11 protein-coding genes are annotated in these 12,775 nt (G+C 69.7%); 9 read left to right on the top strand and 2 right to left on the bottom strand.

The annotated features are described in order from the left end of the window. Window positions 1-27: 27 nt before the first annotated feature. The 3 genes from RHM57_RS09170 to ligA all read left to right on the top strand — a co-directional run bounded on the left by RHM57_RS09170 (window position 28) and on the right by ligA (window position 4,850). Window positions 28-1,263, top strand: a complete 1,236-nt coding sequence (locus RHM57_RS09170) for a cysteine desulfurase family protein (protein WP_322189772.1) — start codon at window positions 28-30, stop codon at window positions 1,261-1,263. 64 nt (window positions 1,264-1,327) lie between these two features. Next, window positions 1,328-2,536: a tRNA 2-thiouridine(34) synthase MnmA gene (gene mnmA, locus RHM57_RS09165; RefSeq protein WP_194088515.1), complete on the top strand. Its 1,209-nt coding sequence runs from the start codon at window positions 1,328-1,330 to the stop codon at window positions 2,534-2,536. Then, window positions 2,496-4,850, top strand: a complete 2,355-nt coding sequence (gene ligA, locus RHM57_RS09160; protein WP_416173111.1) for an NAD-dependent DNA ligase LigA — start codon at window positions 2,496-2,498, stop codon at window positions 4,848-4,850. The genes mnmA and ligA overlap by 41 nt, the downstream gene beginning before the upstream one ends. 21 nt (window positions 4,851-4,871) lie before the next feature. Here the strand turns inward: ligA and RHM57_RS09155 are convergent, their stop codons facing one another. Together RHM57_RS09155 and RHM57_RS09150 are read right to left on the bottom strand one after the other, a co-directional pair. Then, the gene (locus RHM57_RS09155) at window positions 4,872-5,636 is read right to left on the bottom strand and encodes an alpha/beta hydrolase (protein WP_322189771.1); all 765 of its coding nucleotides are present in this window, start codon (window positions 5,634-5,636) and stop codon (window positions 4,872-4,874) included. Then, window positions 5,633-6,169 carry a PadR family transcriptional regulator gene (locus RHM57_RS09150; RefSeq protein WP_322189770.1) on the bottom strand — a complete coding sequence of 179 codons (537 nt, stop codon included), beginning with the start codon at window positions 6,167-6,169 and terminating at the stop codon, window positions 5,633-5,635. The genes RHM57_RS09155 and RHM57_RS09150 overlap by 4 nt, the downstream gene beginning before the upstream one ends. A gap of 256 nt (window positions 6,170-6,425) precedes the next feature. On the opposite strand from RHM57_RS09150, the gene RHM57_RS09145 reads away from it, so the two are divergent. Genes RHM57_RS09145 through RHM57_RS09120 form a run of 6 tightly spaced genes read left to right on the top strand, consistent with a single transcriptional unit; the run spans window position 6,426 to window position 12,525 of the window. Next, entirely contained in the window at window positions 6,426-7,673 is a 1,248-nt protein-coding gene (locus RHM57_RS09145) for an alpha/beta hydrolase (protein WP_166787315.1), read from the top strand. 35 nt (window positions 7,674-7,708) lie between these two features. Beyond that, window positions 7,709-8,005, top strand: a complete 297-nt coding sequence (gene gatC / locus RHM57_RS09140; RefSeq protein ID WP_134447662.1) for an Asp-tRNA(Asn)/Glu-tRNA(Gln) amidotransferase subunit GatC — start codon at window positions 7,709-7,711, stop codon at window positions 8,003-8,005. A 2-nt stretch (window positions 8,006-8,007) separates the two neighbouring features. Beyond that, window positions 8,008-9,555, top strand: a complete 1,548-nt coding sequence (gene gatA, locus RHM57_RS09135) for an Asp-tRNA(Asn)/Glu-tRNA(Gln) amidotransferase subunit GatA (protein WP_134447664.1) — start codon at window positions 8,008-8,010, stop codon at window positions 9,553-9,555. Next, a complete protein-coding gene (gene gatB / locus RHM57_RS09130; protein ID WP_322189769.1) occupies window positions 9,555-11,060 on the top strand; it encodes an Asp-tRNA(Asn)/Glu-tRNA(Gln) amidotransferase subunit GatB in 1,506 nt (501 codons plus the stop codon). The genes gatA and gatB overlap by 1 nt, the downstream gene beginning before the upstream one ends. After that, the gene (locus RHM57_RS09125) at window positions 11,060-11,368 is read left to right on the top strand and encodes a hypothetical protein (protein WP_134447668.1); all 309 of its coding nucleotides are present in this window, start codon (window positions 11,060-11,062) and stop codon (window positions 11,366-11,368) included. Before gatB ends, RHM57_RS09125 begins: the two co-directional genes overlap by 1 nt. 5 nt (window positions 11,369-11,373) lie before the next feature. Further along, window positions 11,374-12,525, top strand: coding sequence for a VIT1/CCC1 transporter family protein (locus RHM57_RS09120; RefSeq protein WP_134560960.1), 1,152 nt, complete (start codon window positions 11,374-11,376; stop codon window positions 12,523-12,525). Window positions 12,526-12,775 lie beyond the last annotated feature (250 nt).

Raw genomic sequence — 12,775 nt, 5'->3', positions numbered from 1 at the left:
GCCGAAAACCGAGCGGAAGAGGGTATTTTGTCGATTTATCTCGACCACGCCGCGACGACGCCGATGCTGCCAGCGGCCATCGAGGCATACGTCGACGCCATGAGCGTCGTCGGAAACCCGGCCTCCATCCACAGCCAGGGCCAGAATGCCAAGCGGATGCTCGAGGAAGCCCGCGAGACCGTGGCACGGAGTGTGGGCTGCGATCCGATCGAGGTCGTGTTCACCGGGGGAGGCACCGAGGCGATCAACCTCGCCCTCAAGGGCCTGTTCTGGGCGCGCGCCCCGCGCAGGCGCATCCTCGTCCCCGGCGGCGAGCACCACGCGACCATGGACACCGTCGAGTGGCTCGAAAACCACGACGGGGCAGAACCCGGGTGGCTTCCGCTCGACAGGGCAGGCCGGGTCGACCCGGCCCGGGTGGCGGATGCCCTCGGGACCGGCGCAGAGGATGTCGCGCTGCTCAGCCTGCTTGCCGCGAACAACGAAGTCGGTACCCTGCAGCCCGTCGCCGAGATCGGCGAGATCGCCGCCGTCCACGGGATCCCGGTGCATATCGACGCCGTGTCCGCGTACGGCCAGGTGCCGATCGACTTCCGCGCGCTCAGCGGCGCGGGCCGCACCGGTGCCTCCGGCGGCGCCGGAGGTTCCGCGGGCGGCATCGTCGCCCTCAGCCTCTCCGCCCACAAGATCGGCGGGCCGGTCGGCATCGGAGCACTCGTGCTGTCGCGCCGGGCCAGTATCGTCCCGTTGATCCACGGCGGCGGCCAGCAACGCCAGGTGCGGAGCGGTACCCAGGACCTCGCAGCGGCGGTCGCGTTCGCGGCCGCGGCATCCGCCCTCGGCGACCTGCCCGCCCGCAACGTGCACCTGAGGGCGCTCCGCGACCGGCTGATCGCGGGGGTGCTCGCCGTCGTGCCCACCGCGGTGCTCAACGGTGCGGCACCCGACGGGCCGGATGAGCAGCGCCTGCCCGGCAACGCCCACTTCACCTTCCCCGGCTGCGAGGGGGAGTCGCTGCTCTTCCTGCTCGACGCCGCCGGAATCTCCGTATCGACCGGATCGGCGTGCCAGGCCGGCATCCCGGAGCCCTCGCACGTGCTGCGTGCCATGGGCCGCAGCGAGGCGGAGGCCCGCAGCGCCCTGCGGATCACCCTCGGCCGCGATTCGACAGGGGCCGACGTCGACGCCTTCCTCGCCGCGCTGCCGGCAGCGCACGCCCAGGCCAGCCGCGCCGGCATGAACGACCGCGTGCCCACCCGCTGACCTCCCGGGCTCGACGTGCCCGAGCCGCATTGGCCAAACCGGGCCGTCCGATTACACTTGCCCGGTGAAGGTTTTGGCAGCAATGAGTGGCGGGGTCGACTCCGCGGTGGCGGCGGCGCGCGCGGTGGAGGCGGGGCACGAGGTCGTCGGCGTGCACCTCGCCCTGAGCCGCATGCCCGGAACCCTGCGCACCGGCAGCCGCGGCTGTTGCACCATCGAGGACTCGATGGACGCCCAGCGGGCCGCGAACATCATCGGCATCCCGTACTACGTCTGGGACTTCTCCGAGCGGTTCAAGCTCGACGTCGTCGACGACTTCATCGCCGAATACGCCGCCGGCCGCACCCCGAACCCCTGCATGCGCTGCAACGAGCGCATCAAGTTCGCCGCCCTGCTCGACAAGGCGATCGACCTCGGCTTCGACGCCGTCTGCACCGGCCACTATGCGAGCATCCAGACGGATGCCGCGGGGAACCGCGAACTGCACCGCGCGAGCGCCTGGGCGAAAGACCAGTCCTACGTGCTCGGCGTGCTGACCGCCGAGCAGCTCGAGCACTCGATGTTCCCGCTCGGCGAGACGCCGTCCAAGGCCGAGGTGCGTGCGGAGGCCGCCGAGCGCGGCTTCTCGGTCGCGACCAAGCCCGACTCCTACGACATCTGCTTCATTCCTGACGGCGACACCCGCGGCTGGCTCGCCGAGCGCGTCCCTGCATCCGCAGGCGACATCCTCGACCGCGAGGGCAACACCCTCGGCAGGCACGAGGGTGCCGCCGCGTTCACCGTCGGCCAGCGCAAGGGCCTCCAGATCGGCACGCCGGCCGCGGACGGCAAGCCGCGATTCGTGCTCGAGGTGCGCCCGATCACGAACACTGTCGTCGTCGGCCCGAAGGAGGCGCTCGCGATCGGCCTCATCGCCGGCTCGAAGTTCACCTGGACCGGCCTGGCGCCGGAGCACCCCGGGATCGCCTTCGACTGCGACGTGCAGATCCGCGCGCACGCCGACCCGGTGCCCGCCGTCGCGCAGGTCGTGAGTGTCCCGGTTCCGGCTGGCGCAGACTCGGCCGGCGCAGGAGCAACCGACGCAGGAGCAATCGAACTCGTGATCACGCCGCGCGAGCCCCTGACGGGCGTCGCCCCCGGCCAGACCGCGGTGCTCTACGTCGGCACCCGGGTGCTCGGCCAGTGCACGATCGACCGCACCGTGAGCGCCGTACCCGTGCCATCGGCTGCCGTTGAACCAGCCCCGGTCGCCGTTCCCGCCGCCCGTGCCTGACGCCGCGAGCGCCGCGCCCGACGACTCCACGCCGCCGGAGCTCCAGCGGGCCGCCGCCGAGGTCGCCGACCTCACCGCGAGCATCATCGACGCCAGGGACGCATACTACGAGCGCAACGAGGTCGTCATCTCCGACGCCGACTATGACGCGCTCGTCCGCCGGCTCGCGGTTCTCGAGGGTGAGTTTCCCGAGCTCGCGAGCCAGGACAGCCCCACCCAGACCGTCGGAGGCCGCGCCGAGACGAGCCTGTTCGCGCCCGTGCAGCACGCCGAGCGGATGCTGAGCCTCGACAACGTCTTCTCGGTCGAGGAATTCGAGGCGTGGGCCGCCAAGGTCGAGCGGGACGCCGGCCGCCCCGTCCACTACCTGTGCGAACTCAAGATCGACGGCCTCGCGATCAACCTCCGCTACGAGGACGGCGTGCTCGTCACCGCGGCGACCCGCGGCGACGGCGTCGTCGGCGAGGACGTCACCGAGAACATCCACTGGGTGCCCGGCATCCCCGAGCGACTGTCCGGCACCGGGCATCCGCCGCTGATGGAGGTACGCGGCGAGGTCTTCTTCCCCGTCGTCGCCTTCGCGGACCTCAATGCCCAGCAGGTCGCCGCCGGGGAACGCCCCTTCGCCAACCCGCGCAACGCCGCGGCCGGCTCGCTGCGCCAGAAGGCGGAGGGCAAGAGCCAGGAGGCCCTGCGCCTGATGCGCGCGAGGCTCGGCCGGCTGCGGATGCTCGTGCACGGTATCGGGGCCTGGGCCGATCCGGAGGCCGACGCCCAGTCCGCGGTCTACGGACTCCTGGCCGACTGGGGGCTGCCGACGAGCAGCTACTTCCGCGTCGAACCGGACGCGAGCGGGGCATCCGCCTTCATCGCGTACTACGGAGAGCACCGGGCGAGTGTGTCCCACGAGATCGACGGCATCGTGATCAAGGTCGACGAACTCGCCCTGCACGCCGAACTGGGCGCAACGAGCCGGGCGCCACGCTGGGCGATCGCATACAAGTACCCGCCGGAACAGGTGAACACCAAGCTGCTCGACATCGTCGTGAGCGTCGGCCGCACCGGCCGTGCCACCCCCTTCGCCGTGATGCAGAAGGTGCGGGTCGCGGGCTCCGAGGTGCGGCAGGCCACCCTGCACAACCAGGACGTCGTCAAGGCCAAGGGCGTGCTGATCGGCGATACCGTCGTGCTGCGGAAGGCCGGCGACGTGATCCCCGAGATTCTCGGCCCGGTCGTCGAACTGCGCGACGGCAGCGAACGCGCGTTCGTGATGCCGGCGAACTGTCCGGAGTGCGGCACCCCGCTCGCGCCGGCCAAGGAGGGCGACATCGACCTGCGCTGCCCGAACGCGCGCAGCTGCCCGGCCCAGGTGCGCGGGCGGGTCGAGCACATCGGTTCCCGCGGCGCGCTCGACATCGAGGTGCTCGGCGAGGTGGCCGCGGCCGCCCTCACCCAGCCGACCGTGCCGATCGAGCCGCCGCTGCGCACGGAAGCCGGCCTCTTCGACCTCACCCTCGACGACCTGACCCCGATCGAGGTGGTCGTGCGCGATGCCGAGACCGGGCTGCCCCGCGAGGAGGCGGACGGCACGAACCGGCTGCGCACCCCGTTCCGGCGGAACCCGACGGCTGCCGAGAAGCGGGCGGGCCTCACCGGTCCGCAGCCGTCCTCGAGTGCGATCAAGCTGCTCGCCGAGATCGAACTCGCCAAGACCAAACCGCTCTGGCGCCTGCTGGTGTCGCTCAACATCCGTCACGTAGGTCCGGTCGCCGCGCGCGCCCTCGCAGGCCACTTCGGCAGCCTCGACGGGATCCGAGCGGCGACGCGGGACGAGCTCGCCGAGGTCGACGGCGTCGGTGGCATCATCGCAGACGCCATCATCGACTGGTTCGAGGTGGACTGGCACCGCGACATCGTGGACCAGTGGACCACCGCCGGGGTGCAGTTCCGGACGCCGGACCACCCGGGACCGGGCGCTGCCGCGGCCGCCGGGGGAGTGCTCGCCGGGCTCACCGTCGTCGCGACGGGGTCGATCGAGGGCTACACCAGGGAAGAAGCCCAGGAGGCGATCATCTCCGCTGGCGGAAAGAGCGCGTCGAGCGTGTCGAAGAACACCGACTTCGTGGCCGCCGGACCGGGCGCAGGTTCCAAGCTCACCAAAGCGGAGGCCCTCGGGCTGCGTATCCTCGACGCAGCGCAATTCCGGCTCCTCGTCACCGGAGGCCCCGCCGCGCTCGACGTGGCTGATGGCGCCGTCGCCGACGTGACCGGCGCCGACGTGACAGACGGTACGGTCACCGCACCGACCGACTGACGGGGCCGGATCGGTCACCGGTCAGTCCGGTTCGGGAGCCGTGCGGTGATCGACCCAGCCGAGGACCATCCGGTTGAAGAGTCCGACGTTCTCGATGCTCCAGACGTGGTGCATGCCGGGAGCGATCCAGGTGAGTGTCTGCGGGAGCCTGCTGCGCAGTTCGGGAAAGCTGCGCCGCACCAGGCGGGACTCCTTCTCTCCAGCGACGGCGAGGAGCGGACCCCGGTAATCGCCGAGCGAATCCGGGCAGCCGCCCCGGTTGACGTCCGCGAACACGCGTGCCGCGTTGTCTGCCCGGATGCCCAGGCCGTGGTCGACGAACAGGTCGACGGCGTCGGCAGGCAATCCGAACGCCTTCGCCTGCGCCTTCCAGTACCAGGCCCTGTCCCACAGTCGCAGCTGGAGGGTGTTGAGGAACCGGGCAGCTCCATGGATGCCGGTCACGGGTGCGCCCGAGATCAGACAGGACTGGATCAGCTCCGGGTGCCGGGCCATCAAGTGCACGGCGACGAGGCCGCCGAGCGAAAGCCCGATCACGTGGGCGCTCCCGCCCCTGGCCTGGGAGCGGATGATTTCGGCAACGTCGTCAGCGGTGCGATCCAGCGAATGCCACTCTTCCCCCGACCGGGAGCCGAAGCCCGGCAGGTCCGGTGTGAGGATGTGCCGGTCCGGCATGCCCTCGACCTGCGGCTGCCAGGACCAGGAGGCGACGGTGCCGCCGTGCAGTAACACGATCGTCTCCGGGCCAGGGGCGTCTACGCCGTGCTCGAGCGGATACCCGGTCACCGTGAAGCCGTGACCAGGACGGATTCGGTTTCGTCCAGCCAGGCGAGTTCCGCCTCGGCGTGGACGATTCCGTTGCGGAGCGTGGCCCGTCGCAGGGCCTGGCCGATGGTTTCCGGTCGCCCGGGATCCCGGGCCTCGATGGTGGTCAGGCGCGCGAGCAGCCGGCTCGCTTCCTCCCTCCGAGCTCGGAGGAGTTCGCGGACGCCGTCGGTTCCGAGCGCTCCGGCGAAGAAGATGCGCATCAGGAAGGACTCGTGCGGGGTCTCAGGTTCCAGCGGCGCCCTGAGCGCGGCATCGAGGGCCGCGTGACCCGCCGGGGTGATCCGGTGTTCGCGCCGATCTGGCTTGCCGTCCTGGGCGATGACCGTGACCTCGGCGAGTCCGTCAGCGACCAGACGGCTGAGCGTGCGATAGATCTGGGACTGGTCCGCAGACCAGAAATGAATGACGGATGCCTCGATCCTCTTATTGAGGTCGTACCCGGAGAGGGGCGAGAGCTCGAGCATCCCGAGCAAAGCAATGGTCAGTGACATGCCTATATAAGACCACGCATATATGCCCGCGCGCAATACCCGGTTTTACTGCCCGAATATTTGCACCCGGACCGGGGACAAAGTTCATCCCCAACGGGCGCATTCTTCGATACTCTAAAAGTGCAGGGTGTGCACTTGATACCGTGCCGATCCACCGCTCGGTGTTCGTGAGGGGACGTACCCAGGTTTGCTGTTAGGCGCGGCAATTCTTCTTGCATCCTCGCTGGTATTCAATGGGGCCAGCGAGGCCTTTCAGGTGCACGAATACGCGGTCGTGTCGAGCGACACCGACCTGGGACTGCAGCCCCTCGGCCTCGAACCGGTCGTGTCGATCGACGGAGACGTCAACTCCCTCCGCTTCCTGCGCGGGTCGAGCCTCCTCGCCGGGCTTGCCCGGCTCTCGGTCGCAGACATCTCGAGCTTCGTGTTGGACTTCCCCGAACAGCTCGACTCCCTCCTCGCGGTTCCGCCGGCCGCGACAGAGGTCACCGGCTGGTGGACGTCCCTCGGCGGCACCGAACGCTCCTCCCTCATCGCCGCGGCACCCCGCCTCGTCGGCAACCTCGAGGGCATCCCGTTCCGGGAGCGTGGCCGGGCGAACGCCCGATACCTGAACGAGAGCATCACCGAGACCCAGCAGCGCCTCGCGGGCACGCTGAGCGACGACGACCGCACGAGCGCCACCCACGAGCTCGCCGTCCTCGACCAGGTGCGCACCGCACTCAGGCAAGCCGACGCGGGGCCGCGCCGCTCCCTGATCCTGCTCGACAGCACGGGCGGCGGTCGCGCGGCCATCGCGCTCGGCAATCCCGACACCGCCGACTACGTCGGCTTCCTCGTTCCCGGAATGAACTACACCGTCGAGGCCGAGATCGTGCACTGGACGGACACGGCGAACGACCTGTACATGGAACAGGAGAAGGTGCTTGCCGAACGCGCAGGCCAGGGCGCGGGCCAGGCGAATGCCAGCATCGCGACGGTCGCCTGGATCGGCTACGAGGTCCCCGACCTGTTCAGCGTCGGCGGCCTCGACAAGGCCATCGTCGGAGCCGACTTCCTCGAGAAGTCCTCCCTCGGCATCCGCTCGGACCGCGGGGGGCACCAGCCTTTCATCTCCGTCTACGCGCACTCCTACGGCTCGACCGTCGCGCTCACCGCCCTCGCCCGCGGCTCCTTCGATGTCGACGCCCTCGTGCTCGTCGGATCGCCGGGCAGCCAGATCCAGTCCGCGGCCAGCCTGCATGTGACGGGCGAGAACGTCTGGGTCGGCAAGGCCGACTGGGATCCGGCCGTCAACAGTGCCTTCTTCGGGAGTGACCCGGGGGCCGAATCGTACGGGGCGCATCCGCTCGGGGTCCGCGGTTCGACCGACCGGATCACCGGGGCCAGCCTCACGGCCTCGCTCGGCCACAACGCGTATTTCGAGCCAGGGAGCGAGTCGCTGCACAACATGGCGCTGATCGGAACGGACAACGCGGATTTGGTCACCAACGGCTCCGAATAGAATTGGGTATTCACCTCAACCACAATCGGAGCAACATGTCTGAAATCACGGCCGAGCAGGTTGCGCACTTGGCAAACCTCGCCCGGATCGACCTCAGCCCGGAGGAGATCACCCGCCTCACCGCCGAACTCGGCCAGATCGTGGACTCGGTGGCGAAGGTCGCCGAAGTCGCAACGCCCGAAGTTCCCGCGACGAGCCACCCGATGCCGTTGACCAACGTTTTCCGCGCCGACGTCGTCGTGCCGTCCCTGTCCGTCGAAGAAGCACTTTCCGGATCGACCGACCGCGACGGCGACAAATTCCGCGTGCCCGCGATCCTGGACGAGGAGTAACCATGACCGATCTCACCCGGCTCTCCGCCGCCGACCTGTCCATTCTCCTCACGAGCGGCGCCGTCAGCTCCGTCGAGGCGACGCAGGCCCACCTTGACCACATCGCGGCCGTCGACACCGACGTACACGCGTTCCTGCACGTGGCCGGGGCGAACGCCCTCGCCGCGGCCGCCGTCGTGGACGCCCAGCGCGCCGCCGGTGCCGTGCTCGGTCCGCTCGCGGGCGTGCCCATCGCCATCAAGGACGTGCTCGCGACGCGCGACATGCCCTCGACCGCCGGCTCGAAGATCCTCGAGGGCTGGATCCCGCCCTACGACGCCACGGTCGTGCGGCTCGTCCGCGAAGCCGGGCTGATCCCGCTCGGCAAGACCAACATGGACGAATTCGCGATGGGCTCGTCCACCGAGTTCTCCGCGTACGGCCCGACCCACAACCCCTGGGACCTCGACCGGATTCCCGGCGGCTCCGGCGGAGGATCCGCCGCAGCGGTGAGCGCGTTCGAAGCGCCCCTCGCCCTCGGCAGCGACACCGGCGGATCGATCCGCCAGCCCGCAGCCGTCACCGGATCCGTCGGAGTCAAGCCGACATACGGCGGAGTCTCCCGCTACGGTGCGATCGCCCTGGCCTCCTCGCTCGACCAGGTCGGACCGGTCAGCCGCACCGTCTACGACGCCGCGCTTCTGCACGACGTTCTCAGCGGCCACGACCCGCTCGACTCCACCTCGCTGACCGACCGCTGGCCTTCGATGGCCGCCGCCGCGATCGCGGGCCGGGTTGACGGTGCCCTCACCGGCGTCCGGATCGGTGTCGTCAAGGAGCTGTCCGGCCCCGGGTTCCAGCCCGGAGTCCTGCAGCGCTTCAACGAAACCCTCGCGATGCTCGTCGCAGCCGGCGCCGAGATCGAAGAGGTCAGTGCACCGAGCTTCGAATATGCCGTCGCCGCGTATTACCTGATCCTCCCCGCCGAGGCCTCGAGCAACCTCGCCCGCTTCGACTCGGTGCGTTTCGGCATCCGCGTGGACCCGGCAGAGGGACCGCTCACGAGCGAACGGGTCATGGCCGCGACGCGCGACGCCGGTTTCGGACCCGAGGTCAAGCGCCGGATCATCCTCGGCACCTACGCTCTGAGCGCCGGCTACTACGACGCGTACTACGGCAGCGCCCAGAAGGTGCGCACCCTGATCCAGCGCGACTTCGACGCCGCATTCGAGAAGGTCGACGTGTTGTTGTCCCCGAGCGCGCCGACCACGGCGTTCAAGTTCGGCGAGAAGATGGACGACCCGATGGCGATGTACCTCAACGACGTCACCACGATCCCGGCGAACCTCGCCGGCATCCCGGGAATGAGCCTGCCGATGGGCCTCGCGCCGGAGGACGGCCTGCCCGTCGGGCTGCAGGTCATGGCGCCCGCCAAGCAGGACGCCCGTCTGTACACCTTCGGTGCCGCCGTCGAGCAGCTGCTCGAAGCGCACTGGGGACACACCCTGCTCAGCCTTGCGCCGAAACTGGCACCCACACAAATGTTCGCGAGCGAAGGGGGAGCCGTCTGATGAAGAAGGCTGAACTGATGGATTACGACAAGGCCCTCGAACTGTTCGAGCCGGTGCTCGGCTTCGAGGTGCACGTCGAACTCAACACCAAGACCAAGATGTTTTGCGGCTGCGCCAACGAATTCGGCCAGGGTGCGAACACGAACACCTGCCCGACCTGCCTCGGACTCCCCGGCGGGCTCCCGCAGGTGAACGCGAAGGCGATCGAGTCGAGCATCCGCCTCGGGCTCGCCCTCGGCTGCGAGATCGCGGAATACTCGCGCTTCGCCCGCAAGAACTACTTCTACCCCGACACCGCGAAGAACTTCCAGACCTCCCAGTACGACGAGCCGATCGCGTTCAACGGGCAGCTCACGATCGAACTCGAGAGCGGCCGCCAGGTCACGATCGACATCGAACGCGCCCACATGGAAGACGACGCGGGCAAGCTCACCCACGTCGGCGGCGCGACCGGCCGGATCCAGGGCGCCGACTACTCGCTCGTCGACTACAACCGCGGCGGCGTGCCCCTCGTCGAGATCGTCACGCAGATGATCGAGGGCGGCGAGGCCGACTCTCCCGAGATCGGGCGCACCTACGTTGCGGCGATCCGCGAGATCGTCAAGGCGCTCGGCGTGTCCAACGCGCGGATGGAAGAGGGCAACGTGCGCTGCGACGCGAACGTGTCCCTGCGCCCGCGCGGCTCCGGAAAGCTCGGCACCCGCACGGAGACCAAGAACGTCAACTCGCTCCGCAGCGTCGAACGTGCCGTCCGTTACGAGATCCAGCGCCAGGCCGCACTCCTCGCCGCCGGCGGAACGATCACGCAGGAGACCCGGCACTGGCATGAGGACACCGGCATCACGTCCGCGGGCCGGCCCAAGTCCGACGCCGACGACTACCGCTACTTCCCGGAGCCCGACCTCGTCCCCGTCGCGCCCTCCCGCGCCTGGGTCGAAGAACTCCGCGCGACCCTGCCGGAGCCGCCCGCGGCACGCCGCAAGCGCCTCCAGGCCGACTGGGGCTTCGCCAACCTCGAGTTCCAGGACGTCGTCAACTCCGACCTGCTCGACGCTGTCGAGGCCACCGTCGCAGCCGGCGCATCCGCCCAGTCCTCCCGCAAGTGGTGGACCGGCGAGGTCGCCAGGCTCGCGAACGTCGCCGGCGTCTCCGCTGACTCCCTCGTCGAGCCGGTGCAGCTCGCCGCTTTGATCGAACTGGTCACCGCGGGAACGCTGACCGACCGCCTGGCCCGCCAGGTGCTCGAGGGCGTCATCGCCGGCGAAGGCACCCCGCTCGAGGTCGTGGAGATCCGCGGTCTTGCCGTCGTTTCCGACGACGGCCCGCTCATCGAGGCCATCGACCTCGCTCTCGCTTCCCAGCCCGACGTGCTCGCGAAGATCCGCGATGGCAAGGTCCAGGCGGTCGGTGCCGTGATCGGTGCCGTCATGAAGGCCATGCGCGGACAAGCGGATGCCGCACGGGTACGGGAACTTGTCCTCGAAAGGGCAGGAACGGCCGAGTAATGGCTCTCTGGAAGCGACGCGAGCCCGCACCGGACGGGCCCGCGAGTCGAGCCGTTTTCGGCGTCGGGATGCAGGTGCTGGTGCGGCTCGACCGGAGCCGCTACCCGGAGTCGATGGTCGAAGACCCCATCGGCGTCATCGTCGGGGCGGGGGACACCGACGGCGCAGCCCTCTACGCCCCTGTCTCCGGTCGGGAGGCGATCTGGACCGTGCAGTTCGACGAACCGTTCTATGGGCTCGACGGCTCGGGCCCGCACGAATCGGCCCGGGTTGCCCAGACCTCCCTCGAACCGGCCCCGGAAGCGTGATCGCGATGAGCGCAGCCCAGGAACGTCCCGATTCCCCGAGCGTTGAGTCCACGGCGACCCCCGCTGACATTCGACGCTGGCGCCAGTACCTCGCCGATGAACGCGCGGAGGCCGCGGTCTACCGCGACCTCGCCTCCCGCCGGACCGGTGAGGAGAAGGAGATCCTGCTCGCCCTCGCCGAGGCGGAAGCCCGGCACGAGGCGCACTGGCGGGACCTGCTCGGCGACCAGGCCGGCCCGCCGAAACGTGGAGCGGTGCGCACCCGGTTCCTCGGGTTTCTCGCAAGACGATTCGGTTCCGTCTTCGTGCTCGCGCTCGCCCAGCGGGCGGAAGCGCGCTCGCCATACGATTCCGACGTCGACGCGACGAAGACGATGGCGGCGGACGAACGCATCCACGAGGAGGTCGTGCGGGGGCTGGCCGCCCGCGGACGCCAGCGCCTCGCCGGGTCGTTCCGCGCAGCCGTGTTCGGCATCAACGACGGCCTCGTCTCCAACCTCGCCCTCGTGCTCGGTATCGGCGCGACCGGCGTTCCCGCCGCGACCATCCTGTTCACGGGCATCGCCGGTCTGCTCGCCGGCGCCCTGTCGATGGGTGCGGGTGAGTACGTCTCGGTGCGGTCGCAGCGGGAGTTGCTCGAGGCATCCACCCCCCAGGCGACCGCGCGCACGGTGCTCTCGCACCTCGACCTCGCAGCCAACGAGCTCACCCTCGTCTACCGGGCGCAAGGCATGGCGGCGGACGAGGCCGAGGCGCAGGCGCACGAGGTGCTGCGCACGCTGACCATGGCGACCGGACCGGTTTCGGTTGCCGCCCCGGTCCAGGGCGCCGACATCGCGCACGGGGCTCTCGACCCCGCGACGGACGAGCACGAGGCGATCGGAACCGGCTGGGGTGCCGCGTCCTCGAGCTTCTGCTTCTTCGCCTCCGGCGCCATCCTCCCTGTGCTGCCCTACCTGTTCGGCCTCGAGGGGCTTGCGGCGATCGTGGTCGCGTCCGTGCTCGTCGGGCTCGCCCTCCTTGCGACGGGCGCGATTGTCGGCCTGCTTTCCGGCGGGCCGCCGCTCCGGCGTGCGCTCCGCCAGCTGCTGATCGGCTTCGCGGCAGCCGGGGTCACCTACGTGCTCGGCCTGCTCTTCGGCACCTCGCTCGGGTAGCGCCTTCGGGAGCGATCTACGGGCGGGGTGTCGGGGCTACGAGCCGCGACGGACGTTACACAGTCCATCCAGGATGAACGGAGTCTCACCGCTCGTCGGCGGTGTTGGCGTCTGCTGCCTCGGGTCTGCACCCGGTGTCGAATTCAGGAGATTCTTGGTGTCGGGTGGGATCGGCGGCACTGGTCCGCGGACCGGAGTTGCCCGCCCGGGAGGATCTCCTGAATTCGGAACCACGGGCAGGAGAATCAAC

The sequence above is a fragment of the Cryobacterium sp. 10S3 genome, from assembly GCF_034344045.1.
GTDB lineage: Bacteria > Actinomycetota > Actinomycetes > Actinomycetales > Microbacteriaceae > Cryobacterium > Cryobacterium glucosi.
The sequence above is the reverse complement of the archived record's forward strand: the minus strand, read 5'-3'. Positions and strand labels throughout refer to the sequence as shown.